At 72.8% G+C, this 16,801-nt stretch carries 16 protein-coding genes and 1 pseudogene; 10 read left to right on the forward strand and 7 right to left on the reverse strand.

The window, feature by feature from the left end; all coding sequences use genetic code 11:
* The first annotated feature begins 7 nt into the window (after window positions 1-7).
* The 3 genes from AVL59_RS26515 to AVL59_RS26520 all read left to right on the forward strand — a co-directional run bounded on the left by AVL59_RS26515 (window position 8) and on the right by AVL59_RS26520 (window position 2,188).
* Window positions 8-436: a DUF2267 domain-containing protein gene (locus AVL59_RS26515; protein WP_067309018.1), complete on the forward strand. Its 429-nt coding sequence runs from the start codon at window positions 8-10 to the stop codon at window positions 434-436.
* Window positions 437-512: 76 nt separating this feature from the next.
* A complete protein-coding gene (locus AVL59_RS56650; protein WP_079146997.1) occupies window positions 513-1,325 on the forward strand; it encodes a nitroreductase family protein in 813 nt (270 codons plus the stop codon).
* A complete protein-coding gene (locus AVL59_RS26520) occupies window positions 1,214-2,188 on the forward strand; it encodes an AI-2E family transporter (protein ID WP_372450310.1) in 975 nt (324 codons plus the stop codon). Before AVL59_RS56650 ends, AVL59_RS26520 begins: the two co-directional genes overlap by 112 nt.
* Window positions 2,189-2,534: 346 nt before the next feature.
* On the opposite strand, the gene AVL59_RS26525 is transcribed toward AVL59_RS26520, so the two are convergent.
* A complete protein-coding gene (locus AVL59_RS26525; protein WP_067309021.1) occupies window positions 2,535-3,092 on the reverse strand; it encodes a TetR/AcrR family transcriptional regulator in 558 nt (185 codons plus the stop codon).
* Between the two features lie 109 nt (window positions 3,093-3,201).
* Between AVL59_RS26525 and AVL59_RS26530 the strand changes: the two genes are divergently transcribed.
* Window positions 3,202-4,359 carry an FAD-dependent monooxygenase gene (locus AVL59_RS26530; protein ID WP_067309023.1) on the forward strand — a complete coding sequence of 386 codons (1,158 nt, stop codon included), beginning with the start codon at window positions 3,202-3,204 and terminating at the stop codon, window positions 4,357-4,359.
* A gap of 74 nt (window positions 4,360-4,433) precedes the next feature.
* Here AVL59_RS26530 and AVL59_RS26535 read toward each other — a convergent pair whose 3' ends face one another.
* From AVL59_RS26535 to AVL59_RS26545, 3 genes are all read right to left on the reverse strand, one after another.
* Entirely contained in the window at window positions 4,434-5,342 is a 909-nt protein-coding gene (locus AVL59_RS26535) for a hypothetical protein (protein WP_067309024.1), read from the reverse strand.
* Window positions 5,343-5,401: 59 nt separating this feature from the next.
* A complete protein-coding gene (locus tag AVL59_RS26540; RefSeq protein WP_067317803.1) occupies window positions 5,402-6,577 on the reverse strand; it encodes a DUF2306 domain-containing protein in 1,176 nt (391 codons plus the stop codon).
* A gap of 132 nt (window positions 6,578-6,709) precedes the next feature.
* Window positions 6,710-7,240, reverse strand: a complete 531-nt coding sequence (locus AVL59_RS26545; RefSeq protein ID WP_067309026.1) for a PadR family transcriptional regulator — start codon at window positions 7,238-7,240, stop codon at window positions 6,710-6,712.
* A 142-nt stretch (window positions 7,241-7,382) separates the two neighbouring features.
* Here AVL59_RS26545 and AVL59_RS26550 point away from each other — a divergent pair, with 142 nt between their 5' ends.
* The 3 genes from AVL59_RS26550 to AVL59_RS26560 all read left to right on the forward strand — a co-directional run bounded on the left by AVL59_RS26550 (window position 7,383) and on the right by AVL59_RS26560 (window position 10,464).
* Window positions 7,383-8,582, forward strand: coding sequence for an SMI1/KNR4 family protein (locus AVL59_RS26550; RefSeq protein WP_067317804.1), 1,200 nt, complete (start codon window positions 7,383-7,385; stop codon window positions 8,580-8,582).
* 47 nt (window positions 8,583-8,629) lie between these two features.
* Window positions 8,630-9,340: a hypothetical protein gene (locus tag AVL59_RS26555; RefSeq protein WP_079147450.1), complete on the forward strand. Its 711-nt coding sequence runs from the start codon at window positions 8,630-8,632 to the stop codon at window positions 9,338-9,340.
* Between the two features lie 185 nt (window positions 9,341-9,525).
* Window positions 9,526-10,464 (forward strand): alpha/beta hydrolase, encoded by a 939-nt coding sequence (locus AVL59_RS26560; RefSeq protein ID WP_067309028.1) that lies wholly within the window; start codon window positions 9,526-9,528, stop codon window positions 10,462-10,464.
* Between the two features lie 62 nt (window positions 10,465-10,526).
* On the opposite strand, the gene AVL59_RS26565 is transcribed toward AVL59_RS26560, so the two are convergent.
* Complete coding sequence (locus AVL59_RS26565) at window positions 10,527-11,528, reverse strand: LacI family DNA-binding transcriptional regulator (protein WP_067309031.1); 1,002 nt, start codon at window positions 11,526-11,528, stop codon at window positions 10,527-10,529.
* Window positions 11,529-11,872: 344 nt separating this feature from the next.
* On the opposite strand from AVL59_RS26565, the gene AVL59_RS26570 reads away from it, so the two are divergent.
* The 3 genes and pseudogenes from AVL59_RS26570 to AVL59_RS26575 all read left to right on the forward strand — a co-directional run bounded on the left by AVL59_RS26570 (window position 11,873) and on the right by AVL59_RS26575 (window position 13,778).
* Entirely contained in the window at window positions 11,873-13,057 is a 1,185-nt protein-coding gene (locus AVL59_RS26570; protein WP_237281680.1) for an MFS transporter, read from the forward strand.
* Window positions 13,058-13,167: 110 nt separating this feature from the next.
* Window positions 13,168-13,260 (forward strand): annotated as a pseudogene (locus AVL59_RS52590).
* Window positions 13,261-13,316: 56 nt separating this feature from the next.
* Complete coding sequence (locus AVL59_RS26575) at window positions 13,317-13,778, forward strand: hypothetical protein (RefSeq protein ID WP_067309036.1); 462 nt, start codon at window positions 13,317-13,319, stop codon at window positions 13,776-13,778.
* Between the two features lie 17 nt (window positions 13,779-13,795).
* Here the strand turns inward: AVL59_RS26575 and AVL59_RS26580 are convergent, their stop codons facing one another.
* Window positions 13,796-14,695 carry a lysozyme gene (locus tag AVL59_RS26580; protein WP_079146999.1) on the reverse strand — a complete coding sequence of 300 codons (900 nt, stop codon included), beginning with the start codon at window positions 14,693-14,695 and terminating at the stop codon, window positions 13,796-13,798.
* A gap of 93 nt (window positions 14,696-14,788) precedes the next feature.
* Complete coding sequence (locus AVL59_RS26585; RefSeq protein ID WP_067309039.1) at window positions 14,789-16,651, reverse strand: M1 family aminopeptidase; 1,863 nt, start codon at window positions 16,649-16,651, stop codon at window positions 14,789-14,791.
* Window positions 16,652-16,801 lie beyond the last annotated feature (150 nt).

The raw sequence follows: 16,801 nt of genomic DNA on the forward strand, positions 1-16,801 counted from the left end.
CCGGTTCATGAAGCACGACGAGATGATCGGAAAGGTGCAGGCGCTCGCCCAGCTGCCCGACCGGGGATCGGCCGAGCGCGCGACGCACGCCGTGCTGAGCACCCTGTCCGAGCGGCTGCCGTCCGGGCTCGCCCGCCATGTGGCCGCCCAGCTGCCGCCGGATCTGGCGGCGGCCGTGCGGCAGGCGGTGGACGCGTCGACGACCCCTGACGCGGGTACCTCGGGTGAGCGGTTCGGGCTGACGGTCTTCGCCGGACGGATCGCCGACCGGGCCGGATCGGACGAGGACACGGCCCTGCGCGATGCCGCCGCCGTGCTGGAGGTGCTCGACGCCGCTCTAGCGCCCGAGCTGACCGAGCGGATGGCCGGGGCGCTGCCCGCGGACATCCGGGAACTGCTGCCCGTGGAGCGCGCACTCGAAAGGGAGACCGGCTGAGGCAGCGGACACACGCCCCGCATGGCGCCTGGTGACCCGCCGGTCCTCGGTCCTGCCCAGGCCGCGGACCGCCGGCATGGCCCGGCGGGCGATCCGCGCGTTCACGGACGAGCCGGTCCCTCGGGTGACACGGGAATGCGTCCCGGCCACCTCGGCCCGGAGCCCTTCGGGCGGCAATCTCCAGCCATGGCGGACCTGTGTCGTGACCGGCGCCCCCTTGGGAAACGTGCGGCCGGGCGCGCCGCGTCCGGGGCCCCGGGGACGAACGGGAGTACCGGATGTGTCCGCGGACCTGAAGTCTCCCTACCACGAACGGCGTTCCGCGGCCGCCGCCCGACGCTTCGGCGCCCCCCTGTCTGCTGCCCTATCGACCGGGCGCCGCTCGCGCAGACCGTCACGTTCGTGGGCGGCCCAGGGCCGCAGGTGCGTCCGTGAGCGGGCGGGACTCCGCGTCGGCGAGGAGGCGTGCGCCACGCGCCCCGAGTGCGGCTCGGGCGCGTTGTACGGTCCCGCCCGCGGCTTGCCCTTACCGTTCTCTAGACGTGACGGACAGTCAGGAGCTGCGGCGAAAAGGAGGCGGGAGGCCTGGTGGGTGATGCGGGCGGACGGTCTGGCCGGGGGCGTGGGGCGGGTGGGGCGGTGCTGGGCAGCAGGCCGTCGTACTCCGTGTGGCTCCCGGCGGCCGCCCGCCGCGGGCCGGGCGGCCCGGTGGCCGAGCACACGGTGCCGTGGCTGCGGGTCGCCGCCGCCTACGCCTGGCGGCTCATCCTCGTCGGCATCGTCGTCTACGGCGTCTTCAGCGTCCTGGGCCGGTTCCAGCTCATCGCCGTCGCCCTGTTCCTCGCCCTCGTCGTCACCTCGGTGCTGCGTCCCCTCGCCGATCTCCTGAACCGCGTCCTCGCCCGGCCGCTGAGCGTCGCCGTGGCCCTCGTCGGCAGTCTGCTGCTCGTGCTGACCTTGTTCGCGCTCGTGGGCAACGCGGTGGCGAACGAGTCGGACAAGCTGGCGGGCGAGTTCCGCGGCGGCATTCACCGGATCGAGGTGTGGCTGCAGAGGCCGCCGCTCCGGCTCAGCCCGGGAAAGCTCTCCGATCTGCAGCGCCAGGTGACGGACTACATCGCCGGGCACCAGGCCAGTCTGCTCAGCAGCGCCGTCTCGGGCCTCGGCCGGGTCGTCGAGCTGATCACGGGCGGCGCGCTCGCGTTCTTCGCCTCCGTCTTCTTCATCCACTCCGGCGAGCGCATGTGGAGCTGGGCGCGCGACCAGTTGCTGCCGAGCGGAGCCCGTGCGCGGTGGGACCGTGCGGGGCGGGCGGCCTGGCGCACGTTCGCCGGGTACACGCGCGGCATCATCATCGTGGCCGCGGCCAACGCCGTCCTCGTCGGCATCGCCCTGTTCGTACTGCGGGTGCCGCTCGCACTGCCCCTGACACTGCTGGAGTTCTTCGCCGCGTTCATTCCCCTGGTGGGCTCGCCCGTCGCGCTCGGAGTGGCCACGGTGGTCGCCCTGGCCGGGCGCGGCCCGCTCACGGCCGCCGCCGTGCTGGTACTCATCGTGGTCATCGGCCAGCTCGAGGGGCATGTGCTGCACCCATTGGTGATGAGCTGGGCGGTCCGGCTGCATCCGCTGGTCGTCGCCGTGTCCGTCATCGCGGGGAGCATCGTGGCCGGGGTGATCGGCGCGGTGGTGGCCGTCCCGTTCATCTCGGTGGTGTGGTCGGTGCTGCGCGCGCTGCGAGCGGCCCCATCTTAGTCAACTCCCGCACATTTCACCGAAGTTGGCATGGCTTCAAATCGATCCGAACACGGGATCACTTGTTCCCTGGAACAGGTGATCGTCGCTCGCGAGACCGGTGGGACGCGGGAGCCGGGACGATACTTTCGGTGTGCAAGCGACGGGCTGCAGACCGTGGTTGACGCACAGGTCCCACTCAGAGCGACACCGCAAGGAGCAACACGATCATGAACGTTCTCACCGACGTCCTCGCCGGGATCATCCACTTCATCGGGTGGCTGGTCTGACGTCCCCGGACGCGTGAAGAAGCGCGGCGCCGTCTCCCCGTCCCAGGGAGGCGGCGCCGCCGTCGTCGTCGTACGGCTCAGCGCAGGGCAGCGGTCACGAGGCTGTGGATCTCCCGCTCGGACACGCTTCCCCCGTTCACCAGCCGGTCGAAGACCAGTCCGTCCACGCAGGTCAGCAGCGTGACCGTACGCTCCTCGGCGTCCTCGACGCCTTGAGCGGCCAGGAAGTCCTGGACGGCCTGTCGGGCCAGGTTCTCGCGGGGCACCAGAATCTCGCGCAGTTCGGGGTGGCGCACACTCTCGATGGCGCAGGCGTAGCGCGCCAGGGAGCGCCTCCGTCCGGGCTCCGCGAGCCGCCGCCGGGTGAAGGCCACGAGGCCGGCCGTCACCTCCCCGGCGTCCCGCAGGGCGGGTGTCATGCCCCCGATCTCCTGCAGCTCCGCCTGGTCGAGTGCCACCAGACGCCGGACCAGCGCGGTGAGCAACGCCTGCCGGGTGCGGTAGTAGGCGGAGGTGGTTCCGGACGGGAGGTCCGCCGCGCGGTCCACGGCCCGGTGCGTCAGTCCCCGCATCCCCGTGTCGGCGAGCACGCCGATGGCCGCGTCGGCGAGGAGAGTACGTCGATCGGTGGGCACCCCCTCTTTCTACACCCCCTTCTTCTACACCTGTAGAGAGCCCGGGTAGTGTGCTTCTACATCTGTAGAAGCACCCGGCGGAAGAACGTGCACGGTGGAGGGGACTGGCATGGGTGGTACGGCGGTCGTGGTCGGGGGCGGTATCGGAGGGCTGGCCACCGCACTCGGGCTGCGCCGGATCGGCTGGGAGGTGACGGTCCTCGAACGCGCCGCCGCACCGGCTGACGCGGGCGCGGGCATCTCGCTGCACGCCAACGGGCTGCGCGCGCTGGACGCGCTCGGCGTCGGCGCGGCCGTGCGGGCGGCGGCCCGGCCGCAGTACAACGGCGGTACGCGCACTCCCGCGGGCGGCAGGCTGGCGCGGATGGACGGGGCCGCGCTCGCCCGCGAGCTCGGCACACCGATCGTCGGGATCCCGCGGGCCGCGCTGCACCAGGTGCTGCGCGCGGCGCTGCCGCCGAAGTGCCTGCGCGTGGGTGTCCGCGTGGCGTCGGTGGACGACTCGGCGCCCGACCGGATCGCGGTCCCGGTCGGCGAGGAGGTCCTGGCGGTGGACCTGGTCGTCGCGGCCGACGGCGTGGGCAGCCGACTGCGCGGCCAGGCGTTCCCCGGCCATCCCGGCCCGGTCTACAGCGGATCGACGGTCCTGCGTGCCATCACCGGGCGTCCGGTGGGGTTGAGCAGCGACTTCGAGCTGACCTGGGGGCCGGGGGCCGAGTTCGGCCACATCGCCTTCGCCGACGGGCGCGCCGAGTGGCACGCGGTGCTCAACTCGCCGCCCGGTGTACGTCATGCCGATCCCCTCGGCGTACTGCGCCGCCGGTTCGGCGCCTGGCACGATCCGATCCCCGCGCTGCTGGAGGCGACCGCGCCCGAGGCCGTTCTGCACCACGACATCCACGAGCTTGTGACGCCCCTGCCGTCCTTCGTCTCCGGCCGGATCGCGTTCCTCGGTGACGCGGCGCACGCCATGACGCCGCATCTCGGCCAGGGCGCCTGCCAGGCCCTGGAGGACGCGGCCACGCTCGCCGCGGCGCTCGCCGAGGCACCGTCGGTCAGCGCGGCGCTGGCCCGGTACGACGCCGAGCGCCGTCCGCGCGCCCAGTCCGTCGCCCGCGCGGCCCGGCAGGCCGGCCGGATGGGCCAGCAGCTGTCCCATCCGGTGGCGGTCGCCCTGCGCAACACGGCGCTGCGCCTCGCCCCGTCCCGGGCGACGGTACGGGCCATCCTGCGCCACGCCGACTGGACGGCGCCGAGCCTCGGTTGAGGCCGCCCACGGTGCAGGCTCGCACGCCGCATTTGCCGCCGCCGGCGCCAGCGTCGTACGAGGAAGCGCCGCGCCTAACCGGCGCCGCGCACCGCCTCACCGGCGGCGGCACCCGACCTGAGCAGGAGACGGCCGCTCGCCCCCGCGAGCAACAGCCCGGCCACCATGGCGACCAGGCTGAGCCCGGGCCCCGAGGCCCAGTCGACGTGCGGGGCGCGCGCGGCCAGGACGGCCGTCATGGCGAGGGCCGTGCCGGGCAGGGACAGCAGGGCGGGCCGAGTGCGCTCCAGGTCGTCCTCGGCGAGGGAGCCCAGCACGCCCGTCCCGAGGGCGAGGGCCCAGACGCCGAGGGCCTGGGCGTCCATCCGGTTGGTGTGCCAGGGCACGAAGTCCGCCCAGAAGCCGGGCCGGAGCAGCAGTCCGGTGCCGATGCCCAGCCAGGACGAGCCGAGCACGGCGAGGGGCGGCTTCGACCAGCCGGGCAGCGGGGCGGTGCGCGGCAGGGCCGGTCCGGGGCGGCGCAGGAGCTGTACGGCGAGGCAGACGACCACTCCCACGCACAGCAGCCCGAGCACGAACAGCCAGCCCAGGCTGAACAGGACGGAGACGATCGGGCCGCCGCGGGCGATGTAGAGCCGGCCGGCGTGGAGCACGCTGACGGCGAACAGACCGGCCAGGACCACGGCGAGCGGAAGGACGAGGGTGCGGGCCTGCTCCCAGGTACGGGCGCCCGCGAGGGCGAACAGGGCCGGGGCGGTGCCCAGCATGCCGGCGCCGATCAGACCGGGGCTGAGCGGGTCCGGCGAGGGCCAGGCGCCGAGGACGTGCCCGCTCAGGGCGACGGCCGTGAGCGTGCCGCCGACGAGAAGGTTGATCACCGCGACCGAGGTGGCCAGGAGGGCGACACCGGCCGACAGCGGCCTCCCCGGTGCGGGCGGGGCGTCCGGCACGACGGTGCGGGGCGGGTCGGTGGACTCTGCCATGGGGGTTCCGTTTCCGAGGGGTCGAACGGGCGGACCGGGGGCGGGAGTCGGCGTACCCGCTAGGCCACCGGAGTCGTCGGGCGCGCGGCGGGCAGCGGGGCGGACGCGGAGCGTCGGCGGACTTCACGGGCGTACATCAGGCGCAGGCTCACCACCTGGGTGGCGCCGAAGGCCGTGAGCCCGCAGCCGATGGCGACGCCCGCCGTCAGGGCGGTGAGCCTGTCGAGGCCCAGCGTGTGCCGGAAGACCGCGACCGCCCCGGCCGAGACCACGGGCGCCAGGCACAGGCCGGTGAGCTGGATCCGCCACTCCTCGCGGGCCCAGGGCCGGTCCTCGCGGGCGGCTCGCCGGGCGCCGAGGGCCATCACCGCGTACGCCAGGGCGTACGGCACCAGGTATCCGGCCAGCAGTCGGCGCCCGCCCGCGCCGTAGGCGGAGAGGGCCTGCACGATCCAGCCGAGAGCGGCGGCCCCGGCGAGGTGCGCGACGGCGGTCACGGGCAGCGGCGCCCAGGACCGGCCGAGTCCTTCGACGGTGTCCCTGCGGTCCCGGGCCCGCGAGGCGAGCAGTGCGCCGAACACGACGAGGGAGCCGAGATGCATGATGGCCACTCGGTTGATCTCCGTCATCGGCAGCCCGGGCAGCAGCGCCGGAAGGGCGCCCCACTCCAGGCGCAGCAGGGGCGCGGTGAGCAGGAAGCCGTAGCACAGGAGCATCCAGCGCTGGTGCAGATCGGGGAAGCCGCCGACGGCCGCGAGGATGCCGAAGGTGACGCTCAGGACCGTGCCGACGAGGATGGTGGCGAGGACGATCCAGAAGGCCGCGCCGCTGAAGGCGTCCCGGGGCGCGGTACGGACGAGATAGAGGCCGGCGCCGGCCATCGAGGCGTAGACGGTGACCGCGAACAGGACCCCCAGCGCGCGGTGCGGACGTGCGCGCCGGCGCGTGGCCGTCAGCAGCTGGGCGGGGCCGAGCAGCATGAGCAGTCCGCCCAGGACGGAGTGCACGATCATCGGGATCAGGCTGTGCCGGTACGGGGCGACGCGCGTCGCGAGGGCGTCGGCGACGTAGCGGGGCGAGACCGCGTGCGCAAGGAGCGACTCCCCGAACGCGGGGGCGCCGGGGCGGGCGTACGGCCACAGCTCGCTCATCGCGATGGGCGCGTATCCGACGCACACGGCGGTCACGGTCACCGCGGCGACCCGGCGCCAGGTGCTGCTCGTCCAAGGGCGCACGGCCACTCCCTGCTCTCAGGCGGCCCCGGCCCGACCCGCCATAGTCTTTTCTGGACTATTGAAGGTCACCGACGGTAGAGCGGCTCGTCGCAGAGGTCAACGGTCGCGGGAGAGATCAGCGGCCGTACGAGGTCAGCGGTCCTGGGCGCGCTCGTCCCGGTGCCGGACCCAGTCCCAGAAGTCGGTCATCATCCGCTCGTAGCGGATGCCGAACTCCAGCGCCTCCCGCTGACCGGGGGTCAGCAACTCACCGACGCTGCCCGCCAGTTCCTCGTACTCGGCCAAGGTGCGTTCGTGTTCGGCGAGCTGGACGGGGGCGAGCAGTTCCGGACGGGCGCCGAACCACAGCTTCAGAATCCCGCGCTCGCGGGCCTCGACGGGGACGAAGTCGGGGTCGGCGAGCCACTGCCGAAGGGCTCGCCGCCCCCGGTCGGTCAGCTCCAGCACACGGCGGTTGCGCCCGCTCTCCTGCCGCACCTGGGCCAGCAGTCCGCCCGCGAGCAGCCGGTCGCACTGTGCGTACACCTGCGCGTGCGGCACCGACCAGAAGGGGGCGACGGTGCGGCCGGCCTCCACCTTCACGTCGTACGCGCTCGCCTCGCCGAGCTTGTCGATGATGCCGAGCACGAGGTACGAGGAGGTGGTCAGCCGGGGTTCAGCCATGGGGCCGACCGTACCCTGCGCCGTACGCGGAAGGGGCCCGGGTGGCGCGGGGAGGAGTGTCCCGGGAAGGCGGAGAGGGGCCGGCGGTCGTGACGTCCGATGACAGAATCCCGCTCATCCGATGATCACCGAGAGGAAGCACATGACCGTGGACCCAGCCGAGTTCGCCGAGCCGCACGCCCAACGCCCGCCCTCCCCCGTCGCCGTGGACTGGCCGGCCGTGAAGCAATGGCTCGGGACGCGGCTGCCGGCCGACTACAAGCGGCTGGCCGACCGGTACGGGCCCGTGGACTTCGGGGAGTTCCTCTGGATCCATGTGCCGTGCGTGCGAGCAGGCCGGTTCGACTACGGCCAGTGGCTGCGGGACACCCACCGGACGGCCCGCATCAAGGCGCGACACCTGCCCGAGGACGAACGGCCGCTGCTGCACCCCGAGCCGGGCGGACTGCTGGCCTGGGGCCACAGCCGGGACGGTGACGTGCTGTTCTGGGACACCTCGACGTCCGACGACCCCGACGAGTGGACGGTGGTCGTCACCCACCAAGGTGCCGTGCCCGGCAGCGGGCTGCTCCCCTGGCACCGGTACGACCTCACGCTCACCGGCTATCTCCGCCACACCGTGCGCGATGCCTGGGAACTCCCCTCCCCGCCCGGCCCGTTGATGGGCCCGCTGCCCGGTACCCTCGCGCGCACCGCCTTCCTGGACACCGCCGAGCCGTGGACTGCGCCCGCGCCCGTCCCGCCCCGGCTGACGGAGGCGGAGCGCCGGGTCGCCCTGGAGACCGGCACGGGACTGGAGGCGCTGCGCCTGCTCACCACGCCGCCGGCCCGTCCGCGCCTCGGCGACGGCACCTGGGAGTGGCTGTTCGAGCAGCTCGGCACCGCGCTGCCCGCCGAGTACGTACGGCTGACGGAGACGTACGGCAGCGGCTGCTGGAGCGGCTGGCTGCGTTTCCCCGAGCCGCTGCGCACGACAGCCCCGCGCCTGACCGCCTTCGTGGACGAGACGCTCGACGCCTACGAGTCACTGAAGTCCGGCCATCCGCAGTGGTACCCGCTCGCCACCTTCCCGGCGCCCGGCGGTTTCCTGCCCTTCGCCGACTCCATCGACGGTGACTACCTGGGCTGGCTCACCGAGGGCGACCGGCCCGACGACTGGCCGCTCGTGTTCTGGCCCCGGCACGCGAACCAGGGCCCGCCCCTGGAGCAGGGGCTGATCGACACGCTGCTGGCCTGGCAGCGCGGCCGGCTGAGCACGGCCGGACTCTGCGTCCTGGACCAGGACGACGACCCGGTCGAGTTCGCGCGCTTCGAGGCCTTCGGCGAGGAGGACGGCGACTGAAGCACCCGGTCGGCGGCGGAGCGCGCCCGCCCGGCATGATGATCTCCATGACTGCGATCACCGGCCTCGATCTGACCGGCTTCACCGCACGCGAGCCGGGCGTGTGGACGGATGCGACGGGACTCGTGCTGGCGGTGCATTTCATCCCCCTCGTCCCCGATCTGCCCGCCCCGCTGCACGAGTTCGAGCGCCTGCGCACCGCGCTCGCGGCGGGCGTGGGAGGGCGCGGGGGCGGGCTCATCGAGGCGGCGCCCGGCACGGTGCACGGCGTCCCGGCGGTCCGTCAGCTGATCAAGCGGCGGCTGCCCGACGCCCAGCACGGCCAGGGGTTCCTCGGCTCGTGGACCGTGCCCAAGGCCACCTGCAGTCTGGTCCTGAACGTGCAGGCCGCCGAGCGCGGAGTGACCGGTGTGCGTGAGGCCATGGTGATGAACCAGGTGGGACTCGAAGCCTACTTCCGGCCCCACCCGTACTCCACCGGCGAACAGTTCGGCGGGCTGCCGTACCACGTGGGCGACGACGAGCAGTGGGACGCCCAATTCCCCGACCATCCGCTCACGCTGGTGCGGGCCGCGCTGCACCGCATCGCTCCGACGGTCACACTGGACGAACAGTTCAGGCAACTGCCCCCGTTCGCCGGCCCCGCACAGCATCCGCACCCCGCTCCCCCGCCTCCGCCGCCGGCCCCGCCCTACGGCCCCCCGCCCGCACCCGCCCCGCCCAAGCGCGGCTGGTTCCGCCGCGGCGGGGGGCGTTGACGCAGCGACGCCGGCACGCGGCGATCTCGTCCACGGCGTAGCACCACACCACCTTCGCGCACCGCATCGGCAAGGCCGCACAGCCGCCCTCGCGCGCCCTCTCGCCAGCTATCAGTTACACGTGTAACATCCCCGCCGAGTACGACACCCCGAACGCTCTCCCAGGCTGACGGAAGGCTCCGGACATGACCTCGACCGCGCCCGCCCCGACCGACACGGGCTGGCCCCCGCCCCCCTTCCTGGCTCCCACTCCGCCCCTGGTCGGCAGCGACGGAGTACGGCGCTTCCACGGGCTGACCTACGCCCGGACGCCGGGCTACCGCCCCTGCCTGCTGGACGTCCACGTACCGGACGCGCGGGCAGCGGTGCCGGCGGTCGTCTGGATCCACGGCGGCGGCTGGCTGGACGGAGACCGGCGCTACCCGCCGCCGACCGTGCCCGTCGAGCTGCTGCACGGGGCGGTCCTCGGCGCCGGCCTGGCGCTGGTCTGCGTCGACTACCGGCACAGTCTCGAAGCCCACTTCCCCGCCCAGCTGCACGACGTCAAGGCGGCCATCCGGTACGTACGACGGCACGCCGACGCCTTCGGCATCGATCCGGAGCGGATCGGCGCCTGGGGCGAGTCGGCCGGTGGCCATCTGGCCGCGCTCGCCGGGCTGGTCCGCGCGGACGCCCACGGAGGCGCCCTCGAAGGCCGGGAAGGCGTACGGGACGAGGACAGCTCCGTGCGGGCCGTCGTCGACTGGTACGGGGTCTCGGAGCTCGTGTCACTGCTCTCGCAGTCCACCCTGCCGCCGGTTCCGGGCGAGCCGCCGTACCCGGACCCCGTGACGTCACTGCTCGGCGGCGCGGAGGAGGACCGGCTGGAGCGGGCCCGCGTCGCGAGTCCGGTGACCTACGCGGGACCCACGACTCCGCCCCCGTTCCTGCTGGTTCACGGCCGGGAGGACAAGGTCGTGCCCTTCGGCCAGAGCGAGCTGCTGGAGCGGGCGCTCGCACGTGCCGGCGCGGAGGTGACGCTGCGCGCCGTCGAGGGGGCCGACCACATCTTCCTGGGATCCGCGGAGGTGCCCGCCGTGGTCACGGAGAGCGTCGACTTCCTGCGGCGCCGTCTGACCGCCTGACCGACCGCGGCCCGCCCGGGCGCCGGTGCACGCGGGACCCGCCCGGGCGGTCGGTCGGGCGGTCAGCTGGACCCGCGGCGCACGAGGGCGGGTTCGACGCCGGGCAGGGGCGCGGTGGTGCCGTTCTCCATGAGTTCGTGCAGCGCCGCGGCGACCTGCGCGGCAGGGGGCGGATCCAGGCGGATCGTGGTCAGGGACGGCCGCTGCAGGGCCGCCGTCACCAGGTCGTCGCAGCCGACCACGGCGACGTCCTCGGGGACCTCCACTCCTTCGTCCAGCAGGGCGCGCAGCAGCAGCGCGGCGTATTCGTCGTTGTAGGCGAAGACGCCGTCCAGGTCCCGCAACGCCCAGCTGCGCGCCAGTTCCACGGCGGACGCGAACGTGTAACCCATCTCCACCGGGGTCACGGTCGCCACCGTCCGGGCGGCCACGCTGCGCGCACCGGCCAGGCGGGGCGCGGCAAAGGTGGACAGGCCCCGCTCCCGGGGCATGAGGACCGCGAGGCGACGGCGGCCGCTCGCCACCAGATGCTCGGCGGCGAGCACGCCCACCCGCTGATCGTCGAAGGCGACCGTGCACACGCCCTCGAGGGGCTGCGGCGCGAACGCCATCAGGGCCCGGACCCCGGCGCGCCCGAGGACGTCGGCGGCGCCCGCGGTGAGGCTGGAGCCGTCCAGCGCCAGCACCGCGCCGGGGCGCAGCTCGGCCCAGGCGCGGGCCGCGGTGACGGGATCGGGGAACCGCCCCGCGTGCAGGACCGTGGTGCAGCCGTACTGCTCCAGTTCCGTGTGGAGGTCGTCGATCCAGCCGCTCACCAGGCGGCCGATGGCGGACACGGCGGCCGGGATCAGCACCAGGTTGTTGCGGCCGGCGCGCAGCGAGCGGGCCGCGGCGTGCGGTACGTACCCGAGCGTGTCCGCCGCGGCGAGGACCTTCGCGCGGGTCGTCTCGCTCACCCGGTGCACCTGGGTGTTGTTGAGCACGAAGGAAACGGTGGCGCGTGAGACGCCCGCCAGCCGTGCCACATCGGCGCTGGTGACGGCAGCGACCGGTTTCCTCGCCATGCTTCCCTTCCGCTCACTGGACCCGATTCCCGCGGCTCTCCAGGGTACACGCAGGGTTGTCAACACGAGTAAGCAACGACCCCGCCTCGTCGATGCAGGCCTCTGTTCAGCCGGGTCTTCGGGGTGCTACACAAGAACCATCCCACTTAGTTACTCGTGTCATCAACGCGTGTAACCGACGATCCGACACCCGCGGATTCCCGTCGCGCAGCCGCCCCTCCCTCGCGGCTCGGCCCGCTCTGAACCCTTCCTCCCCAGGAGTCGCCATGCCCCCGTTCTCCGCGACAGACAGAATCCGGCCGGCCAGAGCCGCCGGTACCCCCGACCCCCGACGGCGCGGACTCATGTCCTTGCTCCTGGTCGCCAACGCCTCGATGTACGCCGTCTACATGGGAGTCGGATCCGTCCTGCTGCCCACCCAGGTCGAGGCGATCGACCCGCACCACAAGGTGGCGCTGCTCAGCCTGATCGGCGGGGTCAGCTCGGTGTTCGCCACCGCGTGCAACCCCGTCGCCGGTGCCCTGTCGGACCGCTCGGGGCGCCGTAACCCCTGGGTGCTCGGCGGCGCCCTGGCCGCGCTGGCCTCCCTCGCCTTCCTGGGCAGTGTGCGCACGGCCCTCCTGGTCGGGATCGCCTGGTGCCTCGTCCAGGCGACCATGAACGTCTACCAGGCCGCCGTCACGGCGATCGTGCCCGACCGCATAGCGCCGGACCGCCGCGGGACGGCCTCCGCGCTGGTGGGCCTGGCCCTGCCCGTGGGCGGCACCCTCGGCGTGCTGATCGCCTCGCATACCGCCCGTCATCTCTCCGCGGGCTACCTCACACTGGGGCTCGTTGCCGCCGTGGCCGCCGTCCTGCTGACGGCGCTGTGCCGGGACGTGCCGCGCGAGCGGAGCGCCGAGCCCGCGCCGTCGGTGCCCTGGCGGCGCCGCGCGGCACTCTTCCTGTCCGCCCTCGGCAACAGGGACTTCCGCTGGGCGTTCATCGGCCGGGCCCTGATGGTGCTGGGCTACTTCTCCGTCGTCGGCTTCCAGCTCTACATCCTCGACGACCACATCACGCTGCCCGAGGGGCTGCGGCCCTCCGAGGCGATGGCCGTGCTGACGCCGGTGTCGATGGCGGCGATGGCCGTCTCCACACTGGTCGGCGGCCTGTTGTCGGACCGCTGGAACCGGCGCAAGGTGTTCGTCGGCGTGTCGGCGGCGCTCGCCGGTCTCGTCATGGCCGTCCCGGTGCTGGCGCCCACCTGGCCGGGGATGCTCGTCTTCAGCGCGCTCGACGGGCTCGCGTTCGGCTGCTTCATGGCCGTGGACACCGCCGTCGTCACGCTGGTCCTTCCGCGCGCCGAGGACGCCGCGCGGGACATGGGTGTGCTCAACATCGCCAACGCGGGCCCGCAGATCGTCGCGCCGTTCGTCGCCTCCGCCGTGGTCACCGCGCTCGGCGGCTACACGCCGCTGTTCCTGTTCGGCGGTGTCCTGTCGCTGCTCGGCGCGCTGGCCATCCGGCCCATCCGCGGTGTGCGTTGAGCCCGGTCCGCTTCCTCCTCCGTCCCACGGTGCTCCCCTGTCAGCGTGCCGTCAGCGGCTCCTGCCACTGTTGTTCCCGTGAACGGCGCGGGAGATCGGGCCGGGAACGAGGAGAGGTGCCCGGAGTGGCTTATCGGGGACCACTGAGCACGCCTCACGGTCGGGCCTGACGGCCCACGCAGGTTCGAATCCTGCCCTCTCCGCTCGGCCTGCCCGGCGCGGGGCCGCCGTTGTCAGTGGTGACCGGCAGGCTTGCCCCATGGTGATCGACGGATACGAGGGCCCGCTCGTCGCCGGGGAGGGTCTGCTGGACCTGCCCGGGTTCTGGGCGGCCTGCCTGCTGGAGTTGTGCGGCGGCGACGAGGAACGGGGCGCCCCGGGCCCTGGCTGGTTCGGGGCGGACCGCTGCGATGTGGACGCGGCCCTGGAAGCGCTGTCGGACGAAGAGCGGTGGCCGGCGTTCCGTGTGCCCTTCGCGTACGGGCACACGCCCGTGGTGGTGGGCCGGAACCACCCGGAGGATGCGGGAACCGACTGCTTCGTCGTGCACCCGGAATGGGACCGCCACGGGTTCCTGGCCACCCTCGACGGCCACCATGCCTGCCCGGGCCTGGCCCGGCGGGAACTCACGCACATAGCCGGCGCCCGGCCGGCGCAGGGAATCTCCCGGGAGCACGGCGACCGGCCGGCGGGAGCGCTCCGCGCCTGGGCGGCCGCCTGAGCGCTCCCGGCGGCATGTCAGCCGGTGGCGAGAGCCTTCAGTCTGTCCTCGGCTCCGTTGAACCTGTCATGGTCCCCGACCGTGGGACCGGAGGAGGTGTACTGCCACATCGTGTGCGTCGACCAACCCGCCGGCAGCGTCCCCGCCGCCGAGGCGTACCGCGCGATCCAGAGGGGGTTGGTCTTGCCGAAGCCCGAATAGTTGCCGGTGCACTGCGTCCACCAGCTGGTGGCGGTGTAGATGACGGCGTCGCGGCCGGTGCGGGCCTTGTAGCGGTTCACGAAGTCGCGGATCCAAGTGACCATCCCGCTCTGGGACTTGCCGTAGCAGGCGGAACCGTACGGGTTCCACTCGATGTCGAGCACGCCCGGCAGGGTCTTGCCGTCCTTGGACCAGCCGCCGCCGTGGGCGACGAAGTAGTCCGCCTGGGTGGCGCCGCCGGTGGTGTCCGGGGCCGCGAAGTGGTACGCGCCGCGGACCATGCCGATGTCGTAGGAGCCGTTGTACTGCTGCGTGAAGTAGGGGTTGGTGTAGGACGTCCCCTCGGTCGCCTTCGTGTACGCCCACTTGGTGGCGTTCTTCCACAGAGTCGACCAGGCGACGTTGCCCTGGTAGCTGGAGACGTCCACGCCCTCGGTCTGGGTCACCTTGGGGTCCGACGTGGGATCCGCCGGCGCGGTGCTCTGGCCGTCGTGGGCGAGCACTCCCATACCCATGTAGGCGCTGCCGCGCTCGGGTATGGCTTCGGCCGCCGAAGGCAGGGCCGAGCAGATCGACAGGGACAGCAGGAGGCCGGTCAGCACGCCGATGAGGGATCGGCGTGAGCGGCGGCGATGAGGGGGCTTTTGGCTTTCCACGCATCCATCTGACCCGTGGCCGGAGCGCACCGCACTCCGGGTTCCGCCCAACGATGCCATCCCGGCGGGCAATTAGTCCATGTGAGTGGCGTGGCGACCGTGCCGCGAGGGTCGTGGGCGCCGTCGGCGGCGCCCACGACCGGCCGGTCCGAATCAGCCGTCGATGCGGTGCTGGGTCCAGAAGGAGGTCAGGTCCGTGCTGGTGGCGGCCTGGGCGGCCGCCTTGAACTCGGCCGTGGTCGAGACGCCGTACCAGTGGGCGGTCGCGTAGTCCTTCATCAGCTTGGCCATGGCGGTGTCGCCGAGGACGCGCCGCAGGTCGTGCAGGGCGCACTTGCCGTAGCCGTAGACGACGGTGGAGTAACGGGAGGAGTTCGCGTCCCAGTAGGCCATGGAGTTGGTGATCTTCTCGGCGCCGGAGGCCCAGGAGACGCCGCTCCAGCAGTTGCTGCCGGTCTTGCCGAGCGCCAGGTCGGTGGCGTAGTCGGTGAACCCCTCGTCCAGCCACGGGCTGTTGTACTCGTCGTCGCCGACGATGCCGTACCACCACTGGTGGCCGATCTCATGGGTGAGCGCCGTGGTGCTGACCAGGTCGAGGACGAACCCGGGGTACTCCATGCCGCCGAACCAGTAGTTGTTGTCGATGACCGCGTCCAGCTCCCCGTACGGGTAGGCGCCGAAGCGGGCCGCGTGGGCGTCCACGGCGGTCTTGGCGGTGCTGAGCATCGACTGGGCGCTGGAGGAACTGATGCCCGAGACGGAGTAGATGTTCACGGGGACGCCACCGGGTGAGGTGCCGGAGATCTTGGTGAAGGGCCCGGCGGCCCAGGCGAAGTCCCGGACCTTGGCGGCGGTGGCGGTGGTGACCGTGCGGCCGCTGGATCCGGGGGTGTCGGTGGAAGTGCCGGTGGCCGGGACCAGCAGGGTGCTGGGGTGGTCGAGGGTCACCTTGAAGTCGGCGGCCAGGGAGTAGAACGACTCGCCGTTGTTGGTGTACGGGTCCAGGTGCCAGCCGGCGCTGTCGCGGACCGCGAGGACCGGCAGGGCGTTCCCTATGAAGCTGAAGGCACCGTCGTGGCCGAACCGGTCGGCGCCGCTGGGCACGGTGATGCCCAGGTCGAAGCCGACGGTGGCGCTCTGGCCCTGGTTCAGGGGCGTCGGCAGGGTGATCTTCAGGGCGGTGCAGCCCACCGAGAGGTCACCCGCGGTGCCGCCGATGACATGGGTGACCTTGATCGGCATCGCCGAGCAGGTGCCGTGGTAGTTGTCCCACAGCCTCAGGTACACCTCGCCGAGCGCGGTGGCGGAGGCGTTGGTGAAGGACACGCTCTCGTGCCCGTTCCAGACGGTGCCGCTCGTGTCGCTGCTGAGGCTGACGGTGTACGAGGGCGCGGCCGGGGTGCGCGTCGAGTCCGACGGGGGCGGGGTGGTGTCGCCGGAGGTGTCGAGGGCGACGTCGTCCAGGACGAAGCTCGTCTGGAGGCTGGAGTCCTCGGTGCCCGTGAAGGACAGGTTCACGGTCTGGCCCGCGAACGACGACACGTCGAACGACTTCTGCACGTAGCCGGTGTTCTCGTCGAGGTTCGAGTAGCTCGCCAGCGTGGTGCCGCCGATCTTGGCCGTCAGCTTGTCGTACGCGATGGACGAGGTCGTCTCGTCGGTGTCGATGTGCAGCCAGAAGGTGAGGGTGGCGGTGCTGCAGCCGCCCGGGATCGTGACGCTCTGGGTGAGCGTGTCGGTGTGGGTGCTGCCGACACCGTCCAGCCAGGCGAACGAGGAGCCGCCGTGGGCGCTCTGGCCGGTGCGGTTGGTGATCACACCGGACGAGGACTGGGTCCAGGACGAGGTGCCGCTTTCGAAGCCGCCGTTGGTGACCGCCTGTGCCGGAGTGCAGGCGGCGGCCGCCGGTTTCTCGGCCGGCTGGGCGGCCGCGGGGGTGACGGGGAGGGAGAGGGCGACCAGCGCGGCGACGGTGAGCGCACCGGCGCCGAGGGTCCTGTGGGGGGTCGATCTCACACGCTACTCCTTTTGCGGCGGCCGGGATTCCGGCCTGCTCGATGGCCGCCGGGTCGGCTGGGTGAGCCGGGGGCGGCCGTGGATTGGGGTTGCGCGAGCCGTGCGGTGAGGAGTGCTCCGCCGCCCTCATGGGGTCAGGGCGACGGTTGT

It is taken from the genome of Streptomyces griseochromogenes (assembly GCF_001542625.1).
Taxonomy (GTDB): Bacteria; Actinomycetota; Actinomycetes; order Streptomycetales; family Streptomycetaceae; genus Streptomyces; species Streptomyces griseochromogenes.